Source organism: Serratia montpellierensis, from assembly GCF_020858655.1.
Taxonomy (GTDB): domain Bacteria; phylum Pseudomonadota; class Gammaproteobacteria; order Enterobacterales; family Enterobacteriaceae; genus Serratia; species Serratia montpellierensis.
In genome coordinates this window covers 2,035-27,914 of record NZ_VOSN01000015.1, presented here as the reverse complement: position 1 = coordinate 27,914, position 25,880 = coordinate 2,035, and the positions used below count along the sequence as shown (strand labels likewise).

Annotated in this window: 29 protein-coding genes; 17 read left to right on the top strand and 12 right to left on the bottom strand. The window is 61.3% G+C overall.

The features are described from left to right. Window positions 1-26: 26 nt before the first annotated feature. The 3 genes from FUU19_RS16855 to FUU19_RS16845 are packed head-to-tail and all read right to left on the bottom strand — an operon-like array spanning window position 27 to window position 4,599. A complete protein-coding gene (locus FUU19_RS16855; RefSeq protein ID WP_202670543.1) occupies window positions 27-1,262 on the bottom strand; it encodes a cytochrome c in 1,236 nt (411 codons plus the stop codon). Beyond that, a complete protein-coding gene (locus FUU19_RS16850) occupies window positions 1,259-1,813 on the bottom strand; it encodes a (2Fe-2S)-binding protein (protein ID WP_038879260.1) in 555 nt (184 codons plus the stop codon). The genes FUU19_RS16855 and FUU19_RS16850 overlap by 4 nt, the downstream gene beginning before the upstream one ends. Beyond that, the gene (locus FUU19_RS16845) at window positions 1,810-4,599 is read right to left on the bottom strand and encodes a xanthine dehydrogenase family protein molybdopterin-binding subunit (protein ID WP_202670542.1); all 2,790 of its coding nucleotides are present in this window, start codon (window positions 4,597-4,599) and stop codon (window positions 1,810-1,812) included. The genes FUU19_RS16850 and FUU19_RS16845 overlap by 4 nt, the downstream gene beginning before the upstream one ends. 208 nt (window positions 4,600-4,807) lie before the next feature. Between FUU19_RS16845 and FUU19_RS16840 the strand changes: the two genes are divergently transcribed. Both FUU19_RS16840 and FUU19_RS16835 read left to right on the top strand, forming a co-directional pair. Beyond that, a complete protein-coding gene (locus tag FUU19_RS16840; protein WP_202670541.1) occupies window positions 4,808-5,392 on the top strand; it encodes a nucleotidyltransferase family protein in 585 nt (194 codons plus the stop codon). Between the two features lie 8 nt (window positions 5,393-5,400). After that, window positions 5,401-6,453 (top strand): XdhC family protein, encoded by a 1,053-nt coding sequence (locus FUU19_RS16835; RefSeq protein ID WP_202670540.1) that lies wholly within the window; start codon window positions 5,401-5,403, stop codon window positions 6,451-6,453. On the opposite strand, the gene FUU19_RS16830 is transcribed toward FUU19_RS16835, so the two are convergent. Then, window positions 6,377-7,243, bottom strand: a complete 867-nt coding sequence (locus tag FUU19_RS16830; protein WP_129993412.1) for a helix-turn-helix domain-containing protein — start codon at window positions 7,241-7,243, stop codon at window positions 6,377-6,379. The genes FUU19_RS16835 and FUU19_RS16830 overlap by 77 nt on opposite strands. 151 nt (window positions 7,244-7,394) lie before the next feature. Continuing rightward, complete coding sequence (gene fumA, locus FUU19_RS16825) at window positions 7,395-9,041, bottom strand: class I fumarate hydratase FumA (protein ID WP_033635936.1); 1,647 nt, start codon at window positions 9,039-9,041, stop codon at window positions 7,395-7,397. Between the two features lie 372 nt (window positions 9,042-9,413). On the opposite strand from fumA, the gene FUU19_RS16820 reads away from it, so the two are divergent. The 6 genes from FUU19_RS16820 to ruvX all read left to right on the top strand — a co-directional run bounded on the left by FUU19_RS16820 (window position 9,414) and on the right by ruvX (window position 13,617). Further along, complete coding sequence (locus FUU19_RS16820; protein WP_141966660.1) at window positions 9,414-9,926, top strand: SprT family zinc-dependent metalloprotease; 513 nt, start codon at window positions 9,414-9,416, stop codon at window positions 9,924-9,926. A gap of 101 nt (window positions 9,927-10,027) precedes the next feature. Beyond that, a complete protein-coding gene (gene endA, locus FUU19_RS16815; RefSeq protein WP_141966658.1) occupies window positions 10,028-10,723 on the top strand; it encodes a deoxyribonuclease I in 696 nt (231 codons plus the stop codon). 69 nt (window positions 10,724-10,792) lie between these two features. Continuing rightward, complete coding sequence (gene rsmE / locus FUU19_RS16810) at window positions 10,793-11,524, top strand: 16S rRNA (uracil(1498)-N(3))-methyltransferase (protein ID WP_049194742.1); 732 nt, start codon at window positions 10,793-10,795, stop codon at window positions 11,522-11,524. A gap of 10 nt (window positions 11,525-11,534) precedes the next feature. Continuing rightward, window positions 11,535-12,485 carry a glutathione synthase gene (gene gshB / locus FUU19_RS16805; protein WP_033635939.1) on the top strand — a complete coding sequence of 317 codons (951 nt, stop codon included), beginning with the start codon at window positions 11,535-11,537 and terminating at the stop codon, window positions 12,483-12,485. Window positions 12,486-12,631: 146 nt separating this feature from the next. Then, the gene (locus FUU19_RS16800; protein WP_033635940.1) at window positions 12,632-13,195 is read left to right on the top strand and encodes a YqgE/AlgH family protein; all 564 of its coding nucleotides are present in this window, start codon (window positions 12,632-12,634) and stop codon (window positions 13,193-13,195) included. Continuing rightward, the gene (ruvX, locus tag FUU19_RS16795) at window positions 13,195-13,617 is read left to right on the top strand and encodes a Holliday junction resolvase RuvX (RefSeq protein WP_197833785.1); all 423 of its coding nucleotides are present in this window, start codon (window positions 13,195-13,197) and stop codon (window positions 13,615-13,617) included. The genes FUU19_RS16800 and ruvX overlap by 1 nt, the downstream gene beginning before the upstream one ends. Here the strand turns inward: ruvX and FUU19_RS16790 are convergent. Further along, window positions 13,614-14,636 (bottom strand): type IV pilus twitching motility protein PilT, encoded by a 1,023-nt coding sequence (locus tag FUU19_RS16790; RefSeq protein ID WP_202670539.1) that lies wholly within the window; start codon window positions 14,634-14,636, stop codon window positions 13,614-13,616. The genes ruvX and FUU19_RS16790 overlap by 4 nt on opposite strands. 20 nt (window positions 14,637-14,656) lie before the next feature. Between FUU19_RS16790 and FUU19_RS16785 the strand changes: the two genes are divergently transcribed. Genes FUU19_RS16785 through hemW form a run of 6 tightly spaced genes read left to right on the top strand, consistent with a single transcriptional unit; the run spans window position 14,657 to window position 18,824 of the window. Beyond that, window positions 14,657-15,364 (top strand): YggS family pyridoxal phosphate-dependent enzyme, encoded by a 708-nt coding sequence (locus FUU19_RS16785; RefSeq protein WP_202670538.1) that lies wholly within the window; start codon window positions 14,657-14,659, stop codon window positions 15,362-15,364. Between the two features lie 19 nt (window positions 15,365-15,383). Then, entirely contained in the window at window positions 15,384-16,205 is an 822-nt protein-coding gene (proC, locus tag FUU19_RS16780; RefSeq protein WP_202670537.1) for a pyrroline-5-carboxylate reductase, read from the top strand. 31 nt (window positions 16,206-16,236) lie between these two features. Continuing rightward, entirely contained in the window at window positions 16,237-16,791 is a 555-nt protein-coding gene (locus FUU19_RS16775; RefSeq protein ID WP_060434544.1) for a YggT family protein, read from the top strand. Then, entirely contained in the window at window positions 16,788-17,078 is a 291-nt protein-coding gene (yggU, locus tag FUU19_RS16770; RefSeq protein ID WP_004948014.1) for a DUF167 family protein YggU, read from the top strand. The genes FUU19_RS16775 and yggU overlap by 4 nt, the downstream gene beginning before the upstream one ends. Before the next feature lie 17 nt (window positions 17,079-17,095). After that, a complete protein-coding gene (locus FUU19_RS16765; protein WP_038879287.1) occupies window positions 17,096-17,689 on the top strand; it encodes an XTP/dITP diphosphatase in 594 nt (197 codons plus the stop codon). Beyond that, window positions 17,682-18,824 carry a radical SAM family heme chaperone HemW gene (gene hemW, locus FUU19_RS16760; RefSeq protein WP_202670536.1) on the top strand — a complete coding sequence of 381 codons (1,143 nt, stop codon included), beginning with the start codon at window positions 17,682-17,684 and terminating at the stop codon, window positions 18,822-18,824. The genes FUU19_RS16765 and hemW overlap by 8 nt, the downstream gene beginning before the upstream one ends. 37 nt (window positions 18,825-18,861) lie before the next feature. On the opposite strand, the gene FUU19_RS16755 is transcribed toward hemW, so the two are convergent. The 5 genes from FUU19_RS16755 to trmB all read right to left on the bottom strand — a co-directional run bounded on the left by FUU19_RS16755 (window position 18,862) and on the right by trmB (window position 22,214). Next, complete coding sequence (locus tag FUU19_RS16755; RefSeq protein ID WP_202670535.1) at window positions 18,862-19,296, bottom strand: DUF29 domain-containing protein; 435 nt, start codon at window positions 19,294-19,296, stop codon at window positions 18,862-18,864. 100 nt (window positions 19,297-19,396) lie between these two features. Next, complete coding sequence (locus FUU19_RS16750; RefSeq protein WP_202670534.1) at window positions 19,397-20,119, bottom strand: YggN family protein; 723 nt, start codon at window positions 20,117-20,119, stop codon at window positions 19,397-19,399. A 30-nt stretch (window positions 20,120-20,149) separates the two neighbouring features. Continuing rightward, a complete protein-coding gene (gene glsB, locus FUU19_RS16745; protein WP_044031973.1) occupies window positions 20,150-21,073 on the bottom strand; it encodes a glutaminase B in 924 nt (307 codons plus the stop codon). Between the two features lie 95 nt (window positions 21,074-21,168). Then, entirely contained in the window at window positions 21,169-21,495 is a 327-nt protein-coding gene (locus tag FUU19_RS16740; protein ID WP_019456098.1) for a YggL family protein, read from the bottom strand. Then, a complete protein-coding gene (trmB, locus tag FUU19_RS16735) occupies window positions 21,495-22,214 on the bottom strand; it encodes a tRNA (guanosine(46)-N7)-methyltransferase TrmB (protein ID WP_043141355.1) in 720 nt (239 codons plus the stop codon). The genes FUU19_RS16740 and trmB overlap by 1 nt, the downstream gene beginning before the upstream one ends. Window positions 22,215-22,391: 177 nt before the next feature. Here trmB and mutY point away from each other — a divergent pair, with 177 nt between their 5' ends. From mutY to mltC, 3 genes are all read left to right on the top strand, one after another. Further along, on the top strand, window positions 22,392-23,492 hold the full coding sequence (gene mutY / locus FUU19_RS16730; RefSeq protein WP_230490359.1) for an A/G-specific adenine glycosylase: 1,101 nt from the start codon (window positions 22,392-22,394) through the stop codon (window positions 23,490-23,492). Then, a complete protein-coding gene (locus tag FUU19_RS16725; protein ID WP_004937404.1) occupies window positions 23,489-23,761 on the top strand; it encodes an oxidative damage protection protein in 273 nt (90 codons plus the stop codon). Before mutY ends, FUU19_RS16725 begins: the two co-directional genes overlap by 4 nt. Before the next feature lie 63 nt (window positions 23,762-23,824). Further along, window positions 23,825-24,901: a membrane-bound lytic murein transglycosylase MltC gene (gene mltC, locus FUU19_RS16720; protein ID WP_080490907.1), complete on the top strand. Its 1,077-nt coding sequence runs from the start codon at window positions 23,825-23,827 to the stop codon at window positions 24,899-24,901. 51 nt (window positions 24,902-24,952) lie between these two features. Here mltC and FUU19_RS16715 read toward each other — a convergent pair. Continuing rightward, the coding region (locus FUU19_RS16715; protein WP_488266385.1) for an Orn/Lys/Arg family decarboxylase at window positions 24,953-25,880 on the bottom strand (928 nt) is incomplete at its 5' end.

The window sequence follows — 25,880 nt, the reverse complement described above, 5'->3', positions numbered from 1 at the left end:
GGCCATTTTTTTCGCCTGAACGCCGCTTACTTGCGCAGCGCTTTCACCTGCTCGGCGGTGACGTCCGCCGGCAAGCCGCCCCAGGTCACGCGCAGGTAATTCACCAGTTCCGCCACGTCGGCATCGCTCAGCCGCTCGCCAAAGCCCGGCATGCTCTGCATGCTTTCATCGTTCGGGAACTGCTGGGCCGGCAGGCCATCCAGCACCGACACGATCAGGTTCTTGCCGTCGGCCTGACGCAGCGTGGCGTTATCACGCATCGCCGGTGCGACGTGCGGTTTGCCCTCGCCTTCGCGCGCATGGCAGCCGGCACACTGATCCAGATAGACCATACGCCCGCTATCGCTGCCCTGGCCCATTTTCACCGGCACCGCCGCAGGCGGCTGCTCGCCCATCAGATACAGCGCCAGCGCCTGATGGTCTTCCGGCGTCAAATGACGGGTGCTGAGATCCACCACCATGTGCATCTCGCTGAAGGCGGAACCCTGCGGCGCGAGGCCGGTGCTGAGGAAGCGGCTGACGTCCTGCGGCGTCCAGCCGCGCTGCGCCAGGCCGTGCGGCGTAATGTCCGGCGCCGTGAAGCGGCCGAGATCGCCGCCCTGCATCGGCTTAGCGAGATCCATCTGCCCCAGTGCGCCGCGCGGCGTGTGGCATTCGCCACAGTGGCCCAGCACGTCGGCCAGATAGCGGCCGCGCTGCCATTGCGGCGAGTTGCCCTGCGAACTGGCCGGCAGCGGATCCTGGCTACGGAACAGCAGGTTCCAGCCGATCAGCGCCATGCGCTGGTTGAACGGGAACGGCATCTCATTGGCCGGAATGGCGACGTCCACCGCCGGGCGCGTCATCAGGTAAGCGTAGATGTCGTCGGCATCCTGACGCGATATGCCCTTGTACGAGGTGTAAGGCATCGCCGGGTACAGGTGTCGCCCGCCCGGCGCCACGCCCTGCGTCAGCGCCAGGAAGAAGTCGTCCTTGGTCCAGCGCCCGATGCCGTGGTCGGCCGACGGCGTCAGGTTGCTGCCGTAAATCGTGCCAAACGGCGTGTCCAGCGGATAGCCACCGGCCAACGGCGCCCCGCCGCTGGCGGTATGGCAGGCGGCGCAGTCGGCGGCCTGCGCCAGATAGCGGCCGCGGGCGATCTGTTCGGCGCCGGCGCTCACCTGCTGCACCGGGCCGTCGTAACGCCGGTTTTCCCGCCACCACAGCAGCGCAATCACCACGATCGCCACCAGCACAATCAATACTGCGAGACGTTTTTTCATTGCGCCGTCTCCTTCAGCAGGCCCGGCGTTTTCAGCACCACGTCGCGCACCGCTTCGTAGTAACGCACATAACCGGTGCAGCGGCAGATGTGGCTGTCCAGCGCCTGCTCGATGGCGCTTTCCAGCTGTTCGCGAGCGATAGGTTCACGCTTGAGCTTTTCCACGAAAATGGTGGCGGCGTTGACGAAGCCCGGCGTGCAGTAGCCGCACTGGAAGCTGTAGTGCTCCAGAAACGCCTGCTGGATCGGCGACAGTTCAACCACCTCGCCCTGCTCGTCCACCTTGGCGTGGCCTTCGACGGTACGCACTTTCTTGCCGTTGAAGAAATGCGCGCCGGTAATGCAGGTGCGCACCTCTTCGCTGGTGCCGCTCGGGTGATCGACGATCGCCACGCAGGCGTGGCAAATGCCCTGCCCGCAGCCGAGGCGCGAACCGGTCAGGTCAAGGTACTCGTGCAGGAAATCGATCATCATCAAGCCTTCCGGCACCTCGATCGGACCGTATTGCTTCTCGTTGATGGTCAGGGAGATCGGCTGGGTTTTAATGCTCATTGTAATACCTCACGAATATTTTCTGCACGAACGGGCAAATCACGGAAACGGTGGCCGGTGGCGTCGGCGATGGCGTTGACCAGCGCGGCCACGATCGGGATCATCACCACCTCCGCCATGCCTTTCGGCGGATCGGTTTCCGACAGCGCCGGCAGGATGTCGCCGCTCTGTTTCCACACCGCCACGTCGCTGGCGCGCGGCAGGTGGTAACGGTTGAAGTTCCAGGTGCCGTTGCCCGGGCCGTCTTCGTACAGCGGTAAATATTCGTGCAGCGCATGGCCGATCCCCATCGCCAGCCCGCCCTGCAGCTGGCCGGAAACCAGTTCCGGCACGATCAGGTTGCCGCACTCCATGATCGAATGGTGATTCAGCAATTCCACCTGGCCGGTGGCGATATCCACCGCCACTTCCGCCAGCGTGCCGACGGCGCTGTAGTAGGTCACCGCCGCATTGTTGCGCTGGGTTGGCGGGTAGTAGACCTGCCCGCGCGCCAGCGGTTTGAATTCGCCGCCGGCGATACGCAGCGCCATGCCGTCGACCGGCAGGCGTTCGCTTTTGCCGTTCAGCGTGAAATCGGCCTCCGCCCACTGCCAGCGGTTGAAGACGTGCACCGCAGCGCCGGTGACGCCGCCCATCTGATAAGCCGTCTTGGCCAACAGCGCGAGGCTCAGCACCGACATGCCCGCCGCCGTCAGGCCGCCTTCGACCCAACGCGCATCTTCACGCCGCACCACCAGCGGCGCCGCCTGGCCGCCGCCGATACCGGCCTGCCACAGCGCCATCGCCGCCGGCCACAGGCCGTGATCGAAGATCAGGCGCGCCGCTTCGCGGGTGCTGTGCGAGAAGTAATAGGCCGAGTTGCTGGCGCTGGACGGCGAACAGTAGCTCGGCGTCCAGTTGGGGTTGGTTTGCAGCTTGTCCTGCTCTTCTTGCGACATCAGGTAAGGATCGCCGCTGGTGACCATCGGCAGTACCGACCAGTCGGTGACCGAGAAGTGCGCTTGGTCGGCCGGCTTGCCCAGCCACTGCGCACACAGCACCGACTGCGAGGTCGACATGCCGGTGCCCATCTCCGCGCCGCTGTGATGCAGCGTGATGCGGCCGTCTTCACTCAGCTCCACCCGGGCGAACGAGGTTTCCGCCCCGGTGCCGAAGTCTTTCTGCACGCAGCCGAAGCCAACGCCATAGCGCTTGCCGGGATGGAGGCTCTCAAACTCGGCCTTGCGTTCGGCGCGCTTGAGCCACATCTCATGCTTCGCCGCCTTCTCCAGCACTTCATCGGCGCGGATCGCACCGGCCGGGATCGCCCCCTGGGTGTTTTTCATGCCGGATTTCAACACGTTGCGCAGGCGGAATTCGATCGGATCGATCTTCAGCTCGGCGGCCAGCTCATCCACCATCATCTCGGTGGCGGCCATGCTCTGCAGCGTGCCGTAACCGCGCGCCGAACCGGCGTCGATGGCGCGTGAGGCCAGCCCGACCGACGACAGATCGCTTTTCGGGAAGTAGTAAATCGACTGGGCGGCGGTCGCGCCGACCATCACCACCGAAGGGGTAAAGTTGCTGCGGCCGCCGCCGTCCGCCGTCATGTCACCGAGGAACGACTGCATAACGCCGGTCTGGCGATTCACCGCGATGCGATAGTTCATGTCGAACGCGTGGCGCTTCAGCGCCGTCTGGAACTGCTCGAAGCGGTCATTGGCCAGGCGCACCGGGTGGCCGTCGCCGTACATCGCCGCCACCGCGCCGTAATAGGGGAAGTTATAGTGATCTTTCGAGCCGTAGCCCACGGTGTAGCACGGGTGCAGGATCAGCTGTTTCACCGGCGGGTTGCGCTTGGCCAGCATGCGCGGCATCTCGTCGGCCACTTCCTGCGGCGACTGGGTCGGCACCACCAGATGCAGGGTTTGCGTCTCGGCGTCGAACCAGCCGTTGGCGTTGTCCGGCTCCAGCGCCGAGGTATCGATCGACTGCGTAGTGTAGCGGCGTGACATCACCAGCCAATCGGCCGGCGGGTTTGCCATCTCGTCGGCGATCTGGCCCGCATAGCGCATGCCTTCCTGATCCAGCTTGCCGCCCTCGCGCCCTTCCGGCCACACCGGCAGGTGTTTTTTCATCGATACCGGGAAGATTGGCGTGTCCTTCAGGCTGGAGAAGCGATCGTCGTCGAACGGTCGATCGCCCCCCACTCGCACATAGCGGAAGCTGCCCCAGGGATCGCGCTCCAGCGGGCCGGTGACCGCGCCGTATTTGATGGTTTCTTCACGAAATTTCAGCTTGTCCTTGGCGAAGCGGAAACGGGCGAAGTCGTGATAGATCAGGATCGCCACCGCCTGGCCGAGGTAGGCCGGGGTTTTGCCGCTCGGCAGCAGCATGTCGTCACCGTAGAACGCCGGGAAGGCCAGGCCATCGCGCGCCAGATCTTCCGCCGTCACCAGGCGATCCGGCTGCAGGTCGTCCCCCAACAGCGACAGATCGACCCCTTCGAACAGCCGGTCGGCTTTGGTGACGCGCAGAATGAAGGCGTGCGCCTGTTTCTGCGGCCAGTGCGGCATGTCCACCGCACGGATATCGCGCGCGAACACCTTCTGCCCCATGACCTTGGCGCGGCCATCGATACGGAAACGGACGCGTTTGGTCTGCGGATCCCAGTTGGGTGACTGGAGGATTTTTTGCTCGAACAGCGCGGCATAGGCGCGGCTGTACAGGGGTGCGAGATACACAGACACCCCCGCAATCACGGCGCTTTTGATAAAGCGGCGCCGCGACGGGTTGAAATTGCTCATAAATAAGTCCTTCACGTCTTTCTTGTAATTGGTTTTTGTTCGCGGTGTTGTTGCGCAAACGCTGACGACCTTGCCGTAGACGTCATAAGCATATGCTTATAACTAAAATTATGTGATGATTAACAGGCTGTTTTCAACAAAAAAACATTTGCAAAACACAGGTAGTTTGTAGGCTAATAAATAATTTGCGCAAACGCGGACTTCAACCATGACTACGGGCATTGTCATTACCGCCGCCGGACGCGGGGAGCGCTTTATTCAGGCCGGCGGTCAGGGCAACAAATTGAACGCCGGATTCGCCGATGCAGCGGGCGAGCAGCGATCGCTGTTCGAACACACTCTGCGCCAGGCGCTGGCTTCCGGCCTGCCGGTACAGGTAGTAACCCGGCCGGATAATCTGCCGGTGCTGGCAGCCTGCGCCGCCAAGCAGGTGCCGGTCACCCTGCTCGCCAGCGCGGGCCTCGGCGACTCGATCGCCGCGGGCGTTGCGGCCACGCCGCACTGGCAGGGCTGGCTGATCCACCTGGCCGATATGCCGTTCGTCAACGCCGAGGTTTTCCGGCAGGTGGCGGATGCCTTACGGCAGCACCCGATCGTGCGCCCCTGTTATGCGCAACAGCCCGGTCACCCGGTTGGCTTTTCCGCCCGATTGCGCAAACCGCTTTGCCAACTGCGCGGCGATAATGGCGCCCGTGAACTGCTGCAAGGCGCGGCGGCACACCTGCTGCCGCTTGAGCACCCCGGCGTCGTGCAGGATATTGATCTTCCATCGCAACTCCCGGCCAGCGAGTAAATTCACCTATGCAACATCTTGATGTCACCGTGGTCAGCCAGGCGATAAGCTGGCTGCAGCAACAGCCGGTCTGGTTATGCACCGTGCTCAGCACCTACGGCTCTTCGCCGCGCTCGCCGGGCGCGTTGATGGCGGCGACCCGCGACGGCCGCTACAGCGGTTCGCTGTCGGGCGGCTGCGTGGAGGAGGATTTTCTGCGGCGCGTGGCCGGCGGGGCGTACCAGGCATCCAGCCAGGTGATCCGTTACGGCGAAGGCGGCATGACGCCCAACGTGGCGCTCCCCTGCGGCGGCGTGCTGGACGTGCTGATCGAATACCTGCCGGCGGGTGAAGACAGCATCGCTTACCTGCAACGCATCGCCGGCGCGCTGGAAGGGCATCACGCGTTGATCAAACGCCTGACGCTGCCCAACGCCTGCCACAGCCTCGAGCAAAGCCACTTCACCAGCGCTACGCAGGTCGAACGCCGGCTCGAGCAGATCACCCTGCACATCGCGGCCGCGCCGCGCCTGCTGATCGCCGGGCTGTCCAGCGTAGCGCTGTACTGCGCCGATTTCGCCGTGGCGCTGGGGTTTGAGGTGCTGGTGTGCGAGAACCGCCCGGAGGCGCTGGATAACTTTGCCGCCGAGCTGAAACCGGGCGTGACGCTGCTGCGCCAGTTTCCGGCCAAATTTATTGAAGAAGGGGGATGCCACGCCAATACCGCCGTCGTGGCGCTGACCCACGATCCGCGCATGGACGACCTGACGCTGATGGAAGCGATCCACACCCCGGCGTTTTACATCGGCGCCATGGGCTCGCTCAGAAACAGCGCGCGGCGGCGCCAGCGTTTGCAGCAGATTGCCGAATTCACGCCGCAGGAGCTGGAACGCATCCATGCGCCGATCGGCCTGCCGCTGGGCAGCAAAACCCCGGCGGAGATCGCCCTGGCGGTGATGGCAGCGATCGTGCAGCAAAAAAACCGGCTGCCGGCCGCCGACGGGATCAGTGCAGCGGCACCACCGGCACCAAATGTTGCAGCTCCAGATGCAGCTCCTCTTTCCCGCTCAGCGAATAGCTAAACACCGTAATGTCCGGCCCGTCACCGCGGGCCAGCCCCATTTCGGGCAACACCTGCGTGTAGATTTTAATGATGTGATCGTTGAGTGCCACCGGCTTGCCGGAATAGCGAAAACGGCAAAATTCGCCGTGGATCTCCGGCAGCGCCTCCAGCACCACGCCTTCGCGCAGCGGGTATTCCGTCGTCACGCCCAGGGTATAATCGACCCTGACCCGCTCGCCGTCCGGCACCAGCTGGGTAAACGAATAGGTTTGTGCCGGGCGCTCACCCAGCAAGGTATAGAACTGCCCACGCAGCGCGCTGCGCTGCGGCAGGTGCGACTTGTCCAGCTTCTCGATATCCAGATGGTACGCGTAATGTTTGCCGTGAAAGGCATATTGCCCTCTGGCAATGCTGACGCGTTCAACCTGAATATCGCCGGGCTGGCTGGCCGCCAGCGAACGCACCAGATTGCTGAAGTCCTGCTTGCGGGCATGGCGATACACGCTGGGCGATTCGGCGAAGTGTTTCTTGAAACAGCGCGAGAACGTCTGCTGGTTATCGAATTGGTATTCGACCGAGATATCGAGGATGCTCTTCTGCGTGAAACGCAAGGCGAAGGCGGCGAGGTAGAGGCGGCGAGCGCGGATATACGAGGCTAACGATAATCCGGTCTGCTTCTTGAACATACGCTGCAGGTACCATTTCGTATAGCCAGACTTGGCGGAAACGATATCCAACGACAGTGGATTGGTCAGGTTGTCTTCAATCCAGACCAGCAATTCCCTGATATGACTTTCCTGCGTTCCCATGTGCTTGCCGAAACCTTCTGTTGCCGATATTCCATTAGTCGAATTTTAGTGCTATCCGCGTAGGGTATACAGGTTAAAACTCGACGTCCAGCGGGCTACAGGACTTTACACAATCCCCTTCACCGCCCGCAGGCGGCGAAGGGGGCAACGCTTATTTCAGGCAGCTGGAGCATTGACCGGCCTGGATCTTCTGGAAGAAGTCATTGCCTTTGTCATCCACCAGGATAAACGCCGGGAAATCTTCCACTTCGATTTTCCAGATCGCTTCCATACCCAGCTCAGGGTACTCCACACACTCCAGGCTCTTGATGCTCTGCTGCGCCAGTACCGCCGCCGGGCCGCCGATGCTGCCGAGGTAGAAACCGCCGTGCTTGTGGCAGGCATCCGTCACCTGCTGGCTGCGGTTGCCTTTCGCCAGCATGATCATGCTGCCGCCGTGAGATTGCAGCAGATCGACGTAGGAATCCATACGTCCGGCGGTGGTCGGCCCCAGCGAACCTGACGCGTAGCCTTCCGGCGTTTTGGCCGGGCCGGCGTAGTAGATCGGGTGATCCTTGACGTACTGCGGCAGGCCTTCACCGCGATCCAGACGCTCTTTCAGCTTGGCGTGCGCGATATCGCGGCCGACGATGATGGTGCCGCTCAGCGACAGGCGGGTGGAAACCGGGTACTGCGACAGCTGCTTGAGGATCTCGGCCATCGGACGGTTGAGATCGACTTTGATCGCCTCGCCTTCCCCGGCCTGGCGCAGTTCCTGAGGAATGAATTTACCCGGGTTGTGCTCCAGTTTTTCCAGCCAGATGCCGTCGCGATTGATCTTGCCTTTGATGTTGCGGTCCGCCGAGCAGGAGACGCCCATGCCGACCGGGCAGGACGCGCCGTGGCGCGGCAGGCGCACCACGCGGATATCGTGCGCGAAGTATTTGCCGCCGAACTGCGCGCCCAGACCCAGGTTCTGCGCTTCTTGCAGCAGTTCCGCTTCGAGTTCCAGATCGCGGAACGCCTGGCCATGCTCGTTGCCTTCGGTCGGCAGGCCATCGTAATACTTGGTCGAGGCCAGTTTGACGGTTTTCAGCGTCGCTTCCGCCGAGGTGCCGCCGATGACAAACGCCACGTGGTACGGCGGGCAAGCCGCGGTGCCCAGCGTACGCATCTTGTCGACCAGGTAATTTTTCAGTTTGCCCGGCGACAGCAGCGCCTTGGTTTCCTGATATAGATAGGTTTTGTTGGCGGAACCGCCGCCCTTGGCGATGCACAGGAACTTGTACTCTTCGCCGTCCACGCTGTAGAGATCGATCTGCGCCGGCAGGTTGCTGCCGGTATTGACCTCTTTGTACATATCCAGCGCGGCGTTCTGCGAATAGCGCAGGTTCTCTTCGATGTAGGTGTTGTACACCCCGCGCGACAACGCCGCTTCATCGCCGCCGCCGGTCCAGACGCGCTGGCCCTTTTTGCCGACGATGATCGCCGTGCCGGTGTCCTGGCAGGTCGGTAAAATACCCTTGGCGGCGATTTCTGAGTTACGCAGAAATTGCAGCGCAACGTACTTGTCGTTTTCGCTGGCGTCCGGATCGTCGAGGATATCGGCCACCTGCTGTTGGTGCGCCGGGCGCAGCATGAACGAGGCGTCGTGGAACGCATGCTGGGCAAGCAGGGTTAACGCTTCAGGGGCAACTTTCAGAATTTCCTGGCCTTCAAATTCGCTCACGGAAACGTGGTCGCGGCTCAGCAGGTAGTATTCGGTATCGTCTTTCTTCAGCGGGAACGGATCTTGATAGTGGAACGGTTTATTCGACATTGATCTCTCACTTGCAACATCAGCTGCGTTAAATTCACACTTGCGGCGCACGGCTCGGCGCCTTGTCAAAAAACTGCCTCCACCTTACGTATTTTTAATCAGTCAGTTATTGCGCCAAATCGCAAAATAACCGCTCTTTGCGTAAGGGATTACCACAGGCGGCGTTTCAACCTTGCTCGGTGAGAACTGCGGGTACAGGCTCATCATGCACGCTTTATTATCCCGCAGTTAACACATTGATTACAATCCATCGGCGGCGATCGCCTTATCAATGTGGCGAAAAACCGGCGCACAGCGCCAAGAAAGCGTCGGATGCGGATTTAGGCCGGGGCATATTGTCAGCCGCCGCGCCATTGCTTAAGCTAGGCCGCAATGAACAAACCAAGAATCCCCATCGCGCTGCAACAAGCGGTGATGCGCTGCCTGCGAGAAAAGCTGCAGTTGGCACGCCGGCATTTTGCCGTCGAGTTCCCCGAACCCAGCATCGTCTATCAGCAACGCGGCACCAGCGCGGGCACCGCCTGGCTGCAAAGCTGGGAAATCCGCCTGAATCCGGTGCTGCTGCTGGAAAACCAACAGCCGTTTATCGATGAGGTGGTGCCACACGAGCTGGCGCACCTGCTGGTATTTCGCCAATTCGGCCGGGTGGCGCCGCACGGCCGCGAATGGCGCTGGATGATGGAAAGCGTGCTGCTGACCCCCGCCAGCCGCACTCACCGTTTCGAAACCGCCTCGGTGCAGAGCAAAACCTTCCCCTACCGCTGCGGCTGTGGGCAGCACCAGCTCACCATTCGCCGCCATAACCGCGTGCTGCGCGGCGAAAGCGAATACCGCTGCCGCCGGTGCGGCGAAAAACTGAAATTTCTCGCTAGCGAGAACCATTAGTTAAAGGATTTATACGTTAAAACAAGCAAATATCGCCATTTGCCACTGCCGGCAAGTTCCGTTACCCTGCCTGCTTTTCCAATTTTGAGCTGTTTTGGAATATGCTTCGCAGAATTTTGTTTATCGCGGTTTTCGCCGCAGGCGCCGTACAGGCGCACGGCATCAATAACTTTTCTCAGGCCAAGGCGGCGGCGGCCAAGATTAATCAGGATGCGCCGGGCAGTTTTTACTGCGGCTGCCGCATCGACTGGCAAGGCAAGAAGGGCATCCCGGATCTCGCCGGCTGCGGCTATCAGGTGCGTAAAAACGCCCAGCGCGCGCAGCGCATCGAGTGGGAACACGTGGTGCCGGCCTGGCAGTTCGGCCACCAGCTGCAGTGCTGGCAGGACGGCGGGCGCAAGAACTGCAACAAAGACGCCACCTATCGCCAGATAGAAACCGATCTGCACAACCTGCAACCGGCGATTGGTGAGGTGAACGGCGATCGCAATAACTTCATGTACAGCCAATGGAACGGCGGCGAAGGCCAATACGGGCAATGCCCGATGAAGGTGGACTTCAAGAATAAACAGGCAGAGCCGCCCGCCCGCGCACGCGGCGCCATTGCCCGCACCTACTTCTACATGCGCGATCGCTACCAGCTGCGGCTGTCACGCCAGCAAACCCAGCTGTTCGAGGTGTGGAACCGGCAATATCCGGTGAGCCAATGGGAATGTCAGCGTGAAGCACGTATCGCCAAGGTGCAGGGCAATCACAACCCCTATATTCAACAGGCTTGTCAGCAGCGGAAAAGCTAACCTACTATAGCCTTTATCTTTCATGGCGCCGCCAACCCGCGGCGCCGTTTCGTCAGGATCAGACAACCCATGCGCATACCCCGCATTTACCATCCACAGCCGTTGACCGATCGGGCGGAGATCGCCCTCAGCGAGGACGCCGCCAACCACGTCGGCCGCGTGCTGCGCATGAGCGCCGGCCAGGCGCTGCAGCTGTTCGACGGCAGCAACCAGGTGTTCGACGCCGAGATAGTTCGGGTGGACAAAAAGAGCGTGCTGGTGCGCCTCGGCGACGGCCGCGTGGATGACATCGAATCGCCGCTCAACCTGCATCTGGGCCAGGTGATCTCGCGCGGCGAGAAGATGGAGTTCACCATTCAGAAATCCATAGAGCTGGGCGTCAACGTCATTACCCCGCTATTTTCCGAGCGCTGCGGCGTCAAACTGGACGGCGAGCGTCTGGCGAAGAAAATCCAGCAATGGCAAAAGATCGCCATCGCCGCCTGCGAACAGTGCGGCCGCAACCGCATTCCCGAAATCCGCGAGGCGATGTCGCTGGAGGCCTGGTGCGCCGAGCAGGACGGCAGCCTGAAGCTCAACCTGCATCCGCGCGCCAGCCACAGCATCAACACGCTGCCGCAGCCGGTAGACCGCGTCCGCCTGCTGATCGGCCCGGAAGGCGGTTTGTCCGCCGACGAAATCGCCATGACCACCGACCACGGATTTACTGATATTCTGTTGGGACCACGCGTTCTGCGTACCGAAACCACAGCGCTCACCGCCATTACCGCTCTGCAGGTCCGCTTCGGCGACCTGGGTTAAAGGAGAAAAGATGATTAAGCTCGGCATCGTGATGGACCCTATCGATTCCATCAACATCAAGAAAGACACCAGCTTCGCCATGCTGCTCGAAGCGCAGCGCCGCGGTTACGAATTGCACTACATGGAGATGAACGATCTCTATCTGCACGCCGGTGACGGGCGCGCCCGCACCCGCCTGCTGAGCGTGAAGGAAGACAAGGAGAACTGGTTCAGCTTCGGCAGCGAGCAGGATCTGGCGCTGCACGATCTGGACGTGATCCTGATGCGCAAGGATCCGCCGTTCGATACCGAATACATCTACGCGACCTACATTCTGGAGCGCGCCGAAGTCAAAGGCACGCTGGTGGTCAACAAGCCGCAAAGCCTGCGCGACTGCAACGAGAAGCTGTTCACCGCCTGGTTCCCTGAGCTGACGCCGGATACGCTGGTCAGCCGCAGCGCCGCGCACATCCGCAAATTCCACCAGCAGCACGGCGACATCATCCTGAAACCGCTGGACGGCATGGGCGGCGCGTCTATCTTCCGCGTGAAGCAGGACGATCCCAACCTGTCGGTGATCATCGAAACCCTGACCGAACACGGCAGCCGTTTCTGCATGGCGCAGAACTTCCTGCCGGCGATCAAGGACGGCGACAAACGCATCCTGGTGGTGGACGGCGAGCCGGTGCCTTACTGCCTGGCGCGCATTCCGGCGCAGGGCGAGACCCGCGGCAATCTGGCGGCCGGCGGCCGTGGCGAAGCGCGTCCGCTGAGCGAGAGCGACTGGAAAATCGCCCGCACCGTCGCCCCGACGCTGAAAGAGAAAGGGCTAATCTTCGTCGGCCTGGACGTGATCGGCGATCGCCTGACCGAGATCAACGTGACCAGCCCAACCTGCGCACGCGAAATTGAGGCGGCATTCCCGATCTCGATTACCGGCATGCTGATGGACGCGATTGAAAAGCGCCTGGCGGCGAAGTAATGCGTCATGCGGGCGGCCTGCCGCCCGCTAACCTGCATCGCGCCCGCCAAAGCGCGCCTTTCGGCAACGGCTTGAAAGGCGGCGGGTATAGCCGCATACTGGCGGCTGTTTATTTTCTCACCCATTGATTACCTTATACTAACGCCATGAATTTACAGCACCATTTTCTGATCGCCATGCCCACCCTGCAGGATCCTCGCTTCAAGCGCTCGGTGATTTACGTCTGCGAGCACAACGAAGAAGGCGCCATGGGTTTGGTGATCAATAAACCGGTGGAGCAGTTCACGGTAGCCACGGTATTGAGCAAGCTGAAGATCATGCCACCTGCGCGCGATCCGGCCATCAGCCTGGACAAGCCGGTGTTCGCCGGCGGCCCGCTGGCGGACGATCGCGGATTTATCCTGCATACGCCGCGCCACGGCTTCGGTGCCAGCATTCAAATTTCGCCCAACACCATGATCACCACCTCGAAAGACGTGCTGGAAACGCTCGGCACCCCGGAACAACCGGACGACGTGCTGGTGGCGCTGGGTTATGCAGGTTGGGAAAAGGGCCAGCTGGAGCAGGAGGTGTTGGAAAACGCCTGGCTGACCATCGAAGCCAACACCGACATTCTGTTCCGCACGCCGATCGCCAGCCGTTGGCGCGAGGCGGGGAACCTTCTGGGTATCGACATTCGCAGCATCGCCAACCACGCAGGACACGCCTGATGAGCAACCGCACCATTATCGCCTTCGACTTCGGCACCAAAAGCATCGGCGCGGCCGTCGGCCAGGAGTTGACCGGCAGCGCCCGCGCCCTGCCGGCCTTCAAAGCGCAGGACGGCTCGCCGGACTGGCTGAAAATCGAAAAACTGCTGAAGGAGTGGCAGCCGGATCTGGTGGTGGTCGGCCTGCCGCTGAACATGGACGGCACCGAACAACCGGTAACCGCCCAGGCGCGCAAGTTCGCCAACCGCCTGCACGGCCGCTTCGGTATCCAGATCGATCTGCATGACGAGCGCCTGAGCACCGTGGAGGCGCGCGCCAACCTGTTCGATCGCGGCGGCTTCCGCGCGCTCGACAAAGGCAGCGTGGATTCCGCCTCTGCGGTAGTGATCCTCGAAAGCTGGTTCGAACGGCAGCAGGGCTAAACGCCCGCCGATTCCCCCGCACACTCTCCCAGCATTCCGGCGTCGATCCGCTGCTGCAAACCTTGCTCAAAGGTTTGCATGCCGGACTGCGCGCCGGTTTGCAACACGCTCGCCAACTGATGGGTTTTCCCTTCGCGGATCAGGTTGCTGACCGCCGCTGTCGCCGTCAGCACCTCAAAGATCGCCACGCGTCCGCCGCCGGGCCGCCGCATCAGCTTTTGTGCGATCACCGCCTGCAGGCTGCCGGCCAGCTGGGCACGCACATAGGGTTTCTCTTCCGCCGGAAACACGTCCACCAGCCGTTCCACCGCCTGCGGCGCGCTGCGGGTGTGCAGCGTCGCCAGCACCAGATGGCCGGTCTCCGCCGCGGTGAGCGCCAGCCGAATGGTGGCGATATCGCGCAGCTCGCCCAGCAGGATCACATCCGGATCTTCACGCAGCGCAGCGCGCAACGCCGCATCGAAGCTGTGGCTGTCGCGGCCGATCTCCCGCTGCTGGATCAGCGAACGCCGGCTGCGGTGCAGAAATTCGATCGGATCCTCCAGCGTCAAAATGTGCCGCGGCTGGTGCCGGTTGATCTCGTCGATCATCGCCGCCAGCGTGGTGGACTTGCCGCTGCCGGTGGCGCCGGTGACCAGGAGAAGCCCGTCGTCGCGCCGCAGCAGCGCCGGGACGATGGCCGGCGCCGCCAGCTCGGCAAGCGAAGGCGCCTGCCCGGCGATGCGCCGCAATGCGAGAGACATCCCCGCGCGTTGCTGAAAAACGTTGGCCCGCAGCCGCTCCCCACCCGGCCTGTGCAGCGCCAGATCGATCTGCCCCAGCCGCCGCAGGCTCTCGCGCTGCTGCGCATTCAGCAATCCGTCGCAGAGGGTCTGCACGCCTTGCGCCGTCAGCGTTGGCGCCGCCGCCAGCGGCTGCAGTTCACCGTCGATGCGCAACATCGGCGGATGACCGGCACAAAGGTGCAGATCGGAAGCATTATGCTTTACACTAAGGGCCACGAATTCATCGATATCCATATCACTCTCCCGGGTCAATAATGAGCACTATCCAACAGAACCTGCAGGATGTCAGAAACCGCATCGCGGCCGCCGCGCAAAACTGCGCGCGGGCGCCAGAAGAAGTTGCTCTGCTTGCAGTCAGCAAAACCAAACCTGTGGCGGCGATCGAAGAAGCCATCGCCGCGGGCCAGCGCGCCTTCGGCGAGAACTACGTGCAGGAAGGGGTAGACAAGATCCGGCATTTCGCCGAGTCGCCGCAGAGCGGCGAGTTGGTGTGGCACTTTATCGGCCCGCTGCAATCCAATAAGAGTCGGCTGGTGGCGGAACACTTCGCCTGGTGCCATACCGTGGATCGGCTGCGCATCGCCCAGCGCCTGAGCGATCAGCGCCCGGCCGACCTGCCGCCGCTCAACGTGCTGATTCAAATCAATATCAGCGATGAGCAGAGCAAATCCGGCATCGCGTTAAGCGAACTGCCGGCGCTGGCCGAGGCGATCGCTGCGCTGCCGAACCTGACGCTGCGCGGCCTGATGGCCATCCCGGCGCCGGAAGCGGATTATCAGCGGCAGTTGGCGGTATTCAACCGGATGAACGACGCCTTTCTCGCCCTGCGCCAGCGTTATCCGCAGGTCGATACGCTATCGATGGGCATGACGGACGACATGGCGGCAGCGATTGCCGCAGGCAGCACCCTGGTGCGCATCGGCACCGCAATTTTTGGCGCCCGCGACTATTCGCAGGCCTGACAAACAGACGAGGGATTTGATGCAACATCGCAAGATTACCTTTATCGGCGCCGGCAACATGGCGCGCGCAATCATCGCCGGCCTGGTGGCAGGCGGCTATCCGGCCAAATCCATCAGCGTCTGCGCCCCTTCGGCGAAAAACCGCGATGCGCTGGCGGCGGACTACGGCATCGTCAGCAGCGGCGACAACGTCGCCTGCGCGCGTGAGGCCGAGGTGGTGGTGCTGGCGGTCAAACCGCAGCTGATGGCCGATGTTTGCCAGCCGCTGCGCGAGCAGGTCGATTTCGGCGGCAAGCTGGTGCTGTCGATCGCCGCCGGTATTCAGGTCAGCCGCTTCTATCAGTTGCTCGGTGACCAGCTGGACATCGTGCGCATCATGCCCAATACCCCGTCGCTGGTCGGCAAGGGCATGAGTGGATTGTACGCGCCGGCGCAGGTCAGCCAACAGGATCGCAACTACACCGGCGATTTAATGGCGTCGGTCGGTAAAGTTTGCTGGGTCGATGACGAAAATGACATCAACGGCGTGATCGCCGCCGCGGGCAGCGCCCCGGCCTATTTCTTCCTGTTTATGGAGGCGATGCAAAAAGAGGCCGAACGCATGGGCTTCGACAGCCAGACCGCGCGCGATCTGGTGCAGCAGGCCGCTTCCGGCGCCGCCGCGCTGGTGGAAGCCAACCCGGACACGCCGCTGGGTACGCTGCGCGAGCAGGTGACCTCCAAAGGCGGTACCACCGCCGAAGCGCTGCGGGTGTTCAACGAACGCCAACTGCCGGAAACCGTGGCGCAAGCGATGCAGGCCGCCGTTTCTCGTGCCCAAGAGATGGAAAAATTATTTTAAATAACCATGAGTTAAGGAGAAGGACCACTTCATGCTAACGCTGACTTTCCTGGTCAAGACCGTTATTGATCTGTACGTGATGGTGCTGTTGCTGCGCATTTGGATGCAATGGACGCGCACCGATTTTTACAACCCGTTCTCGCAGTTTGTGGTGAAGATCACTCAGCCGATCGTCGGCCCGCTGCGCCGCATCATTCCGTCGCTGGGGCCTATCGACAGCGCTTCGCTGCTGCTGGCGTTCCTGCTGATGACCATCAAGTACCCGCTGCTGCTGCTGATCCAGGGCGGTGCGATGTCGCTCAGCCCCTATAACCTGCTGTTTGGCCTGATCTCGCTGGTGAAATCCGCCGGCTACCTGATCTTCTGGGTGATGATCATTCGTGCGCTGATGAGCTGGGTAAGCCAGGGCCGCAGCCCGATCGACTACGTGATGTACCAGCTGACCGAACCCTTGATGGCGCCGATCCGTCGCATCATCCCGGCGATGGGCGGTATCGACTTTTCCGCCATGGTGGTGATCCTGATCCTCTATCTGATCAACTACCTGGGCATGGATCTGTTCGGCGAGATCTGGTTCCTGCTGTGAGTGCAGTCACTCCGGTGCTGGACGGGCTGGCGATCAGGCTATATATTCAGCCGAAAGCCAGCCGCGACCAAATTATCGGCTTGCATGGCGACGAACTGAAAGTCGCCATCACCGCCCCGCCGGTCGACGGCCAAGCCAACGCCCATTTGATCAAGTTTATCGCCAAGCAGTTCAAAGTGGCGAAAAGCAACGTCACCATCGAGAAAGGCGAACTGGGGCGGCATAAACAGTTACGCATCGTGAATCCGCAACAGATCCCCGCCGTGGTCGCGGCGCTCATCGAATAATTTTCAAGGTAGTCATTATGCAAAAAGTCGTTCTTGCCACCGGTAACCCGGGCAAAGTGCGCGAACTTGCCGACCTGTTGGCCGATTTCGGCCTGGACGTGGTCGCGCAAACCGATCTGGGCGTGGAATCCGCCGAAGAAACCGGGCTGACGTTTATTGAAAACGCCATTCTCAAAGCGCGCCATGCGGCACAGGTCACCGGCCTGCCGGCGATCGCCGACGACTCCGGCCTGGCGGTCGACGCGCTGGGCGGCGCGCCGGGCATCTACTCCGCACGCTATGCCGGTGAAGACGCCGACGATCGGCAGAACCTCGACAAGCTGCTGGCGGCGCTGAAAGGCGTAGCGCCGGGCCGGCGCGGCGCACAATTCCACTGCGTGCTGGTCTATCTGCGCCATGCAGAAGATCCGACGCCGCTGGTGTTCCACGGCAGCTGGGCCGGTGAGATCACCGAGCAGGCCGCCGGCGAAGGCGGCTTCGGTTACGATCCTGTCTTCTACGTGCCGGAGCTGGGCCGCACCGCCGCCGAGCTGAGCCGCGACGAGAAGCGGGCGATTTCGCACCGCGGCAAAGCGCTGAAGCTGATGTTGGAAGCCATGCGCAATGCTTAAGCTGCCCCCGCTGAGTCTCTACATTCACATCCCGTGGTGCGTGCAGAAATGCCCGTACTGCGACTTCAACTCCCATGCGCTGAAGGGTGACGTGCCGCATCAGGAGTATGTCGATCATCTGTTGGCGGATCTGGATGCCGACCTGCCGCTGGCCGGCGGCCGGGAGATAAGCACCATCTTCATCGGCGGCGGCACCCCCAGCCTGCTGAGCGCCGAGGCGATGCAAGCCTTGCTGGACGGCGTGCGGGCGCGCATACGCGTCGCCGACGACGCCGAAATCACCATGGAGGCCAACCCCGGCACCGTGGAGGCCGATCGCTTCAGCGGCTACCAGCGCGCCGGCGTCAACCGCATCTCCATCGGGGTGCAAAGCTTCAGCGCCGAGAAGCTGACCCGCTTAGGGCGCATCCACGGCCCGGAAGAGGCCAAGCGCGCGGCAACGCTGGCGACCGGCCTCGGCCTGCGCAGCTTCAACCTCGATCTGATGCACGGCCTGCCGGATCAGTCGCTGGAAGAGGCGCTGGACGATCTGCGCCAGGCTATCGCCCTGAACCCGCCGCACCTGTCGTGGTATCAGCTGACCATCGAGCCGAACACCCTGTTCAGCTCACGCCCGCCGGTTTTACCGGACGACGACGCGCTGTGGGACATCTTCGAGCGCGGCCACCAGCTGCTGAGCGCCGCCGGCTATCAGCAGTATGAAACTTCGGCCTATGCCAAACCGGGCTACCAATGCCAGCACAACCTCAACTACTGGCGCTTCGGCGACTACCTGGGGATCGGCTGCGGCGCGCACGGCAAGGTGACCTTCAGCGACGGGCGCATCCTGCGCACCGCAAAGACCAAGCACCCGCGCGGCTTTATGCGCGGCGACTACATGGACAAACAGCATGAGGTGGCGGCGGTAGATCGGCCGTTCGAGTTCTTCATGAACCGCTTCCGCCTGCTGGAAGCTGCGCCGCGCGCCGACTTCGTCAACTACACCGGGCTGGCGGAAAGCGTCATTCGCCCGCAACTGGACGAAGCGCTGGCCAAAGGCTATCTGGAAGAAACCGCAGAGCACTGGCAGATCACCGAGAAGGGCAAACTGTTCCTCAACTCGCTGCTGGAACTGTTCCTGGCGGACGACGAGTAAAAAAAAGCGCTGAATAATCAGCGCTTTTTTATTGGTGTTAATCCGGGTAAAACGTCTGAGACAGAATCTGCCGAGTTTCCCAGATGCCGTTTTCCGGATACACATCCAGCCCGGTTTCGGCCGTGGCGAGCGCAACGGCCTTCGACCAGACGACATCCAGCCAATCAGCATCGCCCAGTTTACCTTTTAGGCTGGGAGACTCTTTCAAGCTGTAAAGCACCTCTTTGCGCTGCGCTTTAATCGTTCTCTCCCAACTGGTTCCGCGCCTGGCCGGCTGATATTTCCATTTAAGTAAATGTGCAATCAGCACCGTCATCCGGCGAGCAAGTTCCCTTTGCTCGCTCTTCCCCACGTCCTCAATCTCCTCGGCGATCTTTTCAATATCGATCTCAGACAATTTTCCGGAGCGCAAAAGAGCGGCCTGTTCATTTGCCCAGGCAACAACATCGGTTTCGTAACGTGTATGGCTCATAGCGTCCTCCGTAAACATCCCTAAATCTGTACGTAGTTTGACCAGTCTGTCAGATAAGCTTCAGAAGGTCAAAAAACGTTCTCCCGAGGAAATTCTTAAATTACTTCAACGTCTTCAGCAGATCCTTGCGCTGGGTTTCCAGTGCGGTGACGCGGTTGCAAACGTCGTGACCGAAGTTCTGGAAGTCCTGCTCCTGGTTGTTCCACTCGTTCTGGATCGCCTTCTGCAAGCCGCCCAGGTTGCCCATGATCGCCTGCAGCGGGTTGCCGCCGCTGTTGGCGGCCTGTTTGACGCCCATCTCGTTCAGGCTGTCCTGCAGCACGCCGCCCATGCTCTGCTGCACGATGTTGCGGCCGTCCTGTTCCACCTGGTCAATCGCCTGGTGGTGGAAGGTCAGACCGTCGCTGCGGTGTTCGATGATGCGATTCATCTGCTGTTTCAGCTGGCCGTTCAGGGTGGTCAGCCGGTTACGCACGTTGCTGTTACTGCCCAGCTCTTTGACGATCACCTTATCCAGCGCCGAGCGGGCTTTCTCCAGGTGCTTCTGCGCGCCGTCGTCGATCCACGGCAGCTGCTTGCGCAAGGCGCTCTGGTAACTGAAGGCTTTCTGCCGCTGGCTGTCGCTCAGGCTCAGCGCCTGGCCGTTGCGGATCACGTCGCCATCCGGCGAAATTTGCAGGTCGCCGCTGGCGCCTTTCACCTGCACGCTCTGCGGGCTGATGATCACATCATCCTGGGGTTTAACGCTGCATTGGTACTCGGCGTGGGCCTGTGCGGCAGTCGCCGCCAGCAGCAGTAAGGCTAACCCGGTTTTCTTCAACATAGCTTCTCCTGACTCCCATCCAGATTGGGATTAAAAAATCGAACGACCGATACGTTGAGACAACAGTTCCAGCGCCGCAGTTCCCGCCAGTGAGTTGCCGGAGGCATCCAGCTCCGGCGACCAGACGACGATCGACAGCTCGCCCGGCACGATGGCCACGATGCCGCCGCCCACGCCGGACTTGCCCGGCATCCCCACCCGATAGGCGAATTCGCCGGCGCCGTCGTACATGCCGCTGGTCATCATCAGGGCGTTGATCTGCCGGGCCTGCAGCGGGCTGATCACCGCCTCGCCGCTGAGATCGCGGCCGTGATTGGCCAGATAGACGAAGCTGCGCGCCAGCTCCACGCAGCTCATGCGCAGCGCGCAGTAGTGGAAATAGGTTTGCAGCACGGTAATCACATCGTTCTCGAAGTTGCCGAACGACTTCATCAGATAGGCGATGGCCGCATTGCGATCGGAGTGTTCGAACTCGGAGCGCGCCACCCGCAGGTCATAGGCCAGGTCGTCTTCGCCGGCCAGCTGGCGCACCACCTCCAGCATGCGCTGCTTGGGGGCGCTGAGCCGAGTTTGCAGCATGTCGCACACCACCAGCGCGCCGGGGTTGATAAACGGATTGCGCGGTTTGCCCTGCTCCATCTCCAGCTGCAGCAGCGAGTTGAACGGCAGGCCGGAAGGCTCTTTGCCGACGCGCCGCCAGATCTCAGGCTCCTGATAGCGCGTCAGCGCCAGCGTCAGGCTCAGCACTTTGGAGATCGACTGAATGGAGAAGCGCTCCGCGGCGTCGCCGGCCTGGAACAGTTCACCGTCCACCGTGCAGACGGCGATCGCCAGCCGATCGGCGGGCACTTCCGCCAACGCCGGGATGTAGTCGGCCACTTTCCCCTGGCCAATCAGCGGGCGCACCTGTTGCAGGATCTCCTCCAGCAGCGCGTTATCCAATGTTGTTACCACCTCGGTCACACTCCGGGCAAAACAAAGGCGCCGTTAAGGCACCTTAGATCAATAAAACGGCGCGGCGCGAAGCCGCGCTCATCGGGCAAGCGCGATCAATCCCACCAGATATCGAACAGATCGCTGACCTTAACGTCGGTCAGTTTGCGCGCTTCCAGCCAGTTTTTCACCAGCTCGCGCTGCTCGTCGGTGCAGTGGCCGATCTTCTGCAGGCAGATCAGACCTTCCCACTGCAGGTAGCCGCTGCCGTCAAACGCCAGGCCGTTCGGCTCGATCACTTCATCGATGAAGGTATCCAGCGTGCTGTCGATGTCTTCCACCGACGTGCCTTCGGCGAAGCGCCAGGCTACGGAGAAACCCAGCTCCTGAAATTCTTCAATGTGCAACTTTTTACGTAAACGACGACTGCGGTTCTTAGCCATTATTCTTTCCTCTCAAACATCAAGTCCCAAACGCCATGTCCCAGGCGCTGGCCGCGTAATTCAAATTTCGTCAGTGGGCGCGAATCCGGACGCGGCACGTAATCATTATCGCTGGAAAGATTACGGTAGCCTGCGACCCCGTTCATAACCTCTAACATATGTTCCGCATAAGGTTGCCAATCGGTAGCCATGTGGAAGACGCCGCCGGTCTTCAGCTTGCGCAGCACCAGTTCGACAAACGGCGTTTGCACGATGCGGCGCTTGTTGTGGCGCGCCTTGTGCCACGGATCGGGGAAGAACAGCTGCACCATGTCCAGCGAGCCGTCCGGGATCATGTTTTCCAGCACTTCAACCGCATCGTGGCACATCACGCGCAGGTTGCTCAGCTTCGCCTCGTGGGCGTCGGCCAGGCAGGCGCCCACGCCTGGCGAGTGCACCTCAATCCCTAAAAAGTTCTGCTGCGGGTTGTTGCCCGCCATGGTCACCAGCGAGGCGCCCATGCCAAAACCGATCTCCAGCACCGTCGGCGCTTCGCGGCCAAACAGCGCGGTGAGATCGACAGCGTCAGTCTGATACTCCACGCCCATCACCGGCCAATAGTTCTCCAGCGCGTGCTGCTGGCCTTTGGTCAGCCGCCCCTGGCGGCGGACAAAACTGCGGATACGGCGCATCGCGCGGCCGTTCTCATCAAATTCCGGGGAGATGACGTCATTAATCATAGTGCTTTCTGTCTGTTTGGCTGCCAATTAGGGAAACGCGCATTATGCAAAGATACATTGGTTTAGCAAGTGTTCATCTTCTGTACCCGCCGTGCGGCGTCGGAAAGTTCCGGTTTACAGCACCATGACTCTATGCTGCAATCTCGCTTCATTTTCTGCCGGATAACGACGCTGCCCATGATGCAAGCACAACAATTCGCACAGGTGGTGCTTGACTGGTATCAGCGCTACGGTCGCAAGACTCTGCCGTGGCAGCTGGAAAAAACCGCCTATCAAGTATGGCTCTCCGAGGTGATGTTGCAACAGACCCAGGTTGCCACCGTCATTCCTTATTTTCAGCGCTTTATGGCCCGTTTTCCCAACGTGCGCGCGCTGGCGGAGGCCCCGCTGGACGAAGTGCTGCATCTGTGGACCGGTCTCGGCTATTACGCCCGCGCCCGCAACCTGCACAAGGCTGCGCAGACCATTGTCTCACAGCACGGCGGCGAGTTCCCGACAACCTTCGCAGAAATCGCCGATTTACCGGGCGTCGGCCGCTCTACCGCCGGCGCGGTGTTGTCGTTGGCGCTGGGCCAACACTATCCGATCCTCGACGGCAACGTGAAGCGCGTGCTGGCCCGCTGCTACGCAGTGGAAGGCTGGCCGGGCAAGAAAGAGGTCGAAAACCGGCTGTGGAAAATCAGCGAAGAGGTGACCCCGGCGCAGGGCGTCGGCCAGTTCAACCAGGCGATGATGGATCTGGGCGCCATGGTCTGCACTCGCTCCAAGCCCAAGTGCGAGCTCTGCCCGCTCAACGTCGGCTGCCTGTCTTACGCCAATCACAGCTGGGCCAACTATCCCGGCAAGAAACCCAAACAGACCCTGCCGGAAAAAACCGCCTACTTCTTATTGCTGCAATACGGCGACCGCGTGTGGCTGGAACGGCGCCCGGCGGTGGGCCTGTGGGGCGGCCTGTTCTGCTTCCCGCAGTTCAGCGCGCGCGTGGATTTGGAACTCTGGCTGCAGCAGCGCGGTCTGAAAGGCAAGCGCCTGGAACAGCTGACCGCGTTTCGCCACACGTTCAGCCATTTCCATCTCGATATCGTGCCGATGTGGCTGTCGCTCGACGCGGCGGGCAGCGGCATGGATGAGGGCGCGGGTCTCTGGTATAACTTAGCGCAGCCGCCGTCGGTCGGGCTGGCAGCGCCGGTAGATCGCCTGTTGCAACAGCTGGCGAAGCAGCCCCCGATCCAACAAAACTTATATGGCGATAGCGCCATCGATGAGGAATTAGCATGAGCCGCACCATTTTTTGTACTTTCCTGCAGCGCGACGCCGAAGGCCAGGACTTCCAGCTTTATCCCGGTGACGTCGGCAAGCGCATCTACAACGAGATCTCCAAGGAAGCCTGGGGCGAGTGGATGAAGAAGCAGACCATGCTGATCAACGAGAAGAAGTTGAACATGATGAACGTGGATGACCGCAAGCTGCTGGAAGAGGAAATGATCAAGTTCCTGTTCGAAGGGCACGACGTGCACATCGAAGGCTATACGCCGCCGAGCGAATAACGCTGTTGGGGCCAGGCGCTGGCCCGCTTCAATCCTCTTATACTTCTTCCAAACGGCTTTAAGATGAAGAAAATTTTAGCTTTGCTCGTAATAGCGCCTTTGCTGATCTCCTGTTCCGGCAAAAAAAGTGAAGAAATCAACGAAGCCTGGATTAAAGATACCAACGGCTTCGACATTCTGATGGGCCAATTCGCCCACAACATCGAGAACATCTGGGGTCTGAACGAAGTTCTGATCGCCGGGCCGAAAGACTACGTCAAATATACCGACCAATACCAAACCCGCAGCCACATCAACTTCGACACCGGCGCCATTACCATCGAGACCATCGCCACCACCGATCCGGCCACGCACCTGCGCCAGGCGATCATCAGCACGCTGCTGATGGGTGACGATCCGGGTTCCATCGATCTCTATTCCGACGCCAACGATATCCAGATCAGCAAAGAGCCGTTCCTGTACGGCCAGGTGCTGGATAACAAGGGCGCGCCGATTCGCTGGGAATGGCGCGCGGCGCACTTCGCCGATTACCTGCTGCAGACCAAGCTGCAAAAACGCACCTCCGGCCTGCACGTGATCTACTCGGTCACCATCCAGCTGGTGCCGAACCACCTGGACAAACGTGCGCATAAATACCTGCCGATGGTGCGCAAGGCGTCGGAAAAATACGGCGTGGACGAGTCGCTGATCCTGGCTATCATGCAGACCGAATCGAGCTTCAACCCGTATGCGGTGAGCGGTTCGGACGCGCTGGGCCTGATGCAGGTGGTGCAGCACACCGCCGGTAAGGATGTGTTCCAGATGCGCGGCAAATGGGGCACCCCGAGCCGCAGCTACCTGTTCGATCCAGAGAACAACATCGACACCGGCACCGCCTACCTGGCTATCTTGCAAAACAACTACCTGGGCGGCATTCAGAACCCGACCTCGCGCCGCTATGCGGTGATCACCGCTTACAACGGCGGCGCAGGCAGCGTGCTGCGGGTGTTCTCCAGCGACAGAACGCGCGCGGTGGGCATCATCAACGGCATGCAGCCGGGCGACGTGTATCAGACGCTGACCACCAAGCACCCGGCCGCCGAGTCGCGCCGCTATCTGGTGAAAGTGAATACCGCGCAGAAGAGCTACCGCAGAAAGTAACGTTTCCCGCGTGGATAAATGAGAAGGGCCGGTGCGAACCGGCCCTTTTCTTTATGGCTTGATCATATAGCCGAAGATGCGCTTCCAGCCGTGATCTTTCTTCTCGATGTAGACCCCCTGCAGCTCCGGCGAGAAGCCCGGCAGGCGGTTGATCCCCTCTTCCAGCGCCAGGAAGTAGCGCTGCACCGCGCCGCCCCACACTTCGCCCGGCACCACGCACAGCACGCCCGGCGGGTACGGCAAGGCCCCCTCCGCCGCGATGCGCCCTTCCGCCTGGCCGATCGGCACCAGCTCGACGTTATCGCGGATAAACTCCACGTTGGCGTCCTGCGGGTTCATCACCACCGGCGGGAAATGATCCTGGCGGAACATCTCTTTTTGCAGCTGTTTGACGTCGAAGCTGACGTACAGATCGTGCATCTCCTGGCACAGTCGGCGAATGCTGTAACCACGGTAGCGCTGCTCGTTCTTGCGGTACACCGTCGGCAGCACCACGCTTAGCGGCGCGTCCTCTGCAACATAGCGCTCGAACTGCGCCAGCATCTCCACCAGTTGTTCCATCTTGGTCGGGTTTTCTGCCGGGGTCAGCAGGAACAGGATCGAGTTGAGATCGCACTTCTCCGGCACGATGCCGTTCTCGCGCAGGAAGTTGGCCAGAATGGTGGCCGGCACGCCGAACTCGGTGTATTGGCCGGTCGCGGCGTCAATGCCCGGCGTGGTCAGCAGCAGCTTGCACGGATCCACCAAATACTGATCCTGGGCGTAGCCTTCGAAGCCGTGCCACGTTTCCCCCGGCACGAAGGTGAAGAAGCGCGCGTCGTTGGCGATAAGGTCAGTATCGTGATCCTGCCAGTCTTTGCCCGCCACCTGCTGCGGAATAAACGGCTTCAGCTGCGAGCAGCGTTTGAGCAATTGTTTGCGAGTCTCGATGCCCAGCTTGACGCAGTCCATCCACATGCGGCGCCCAGCGGCGCCGGCA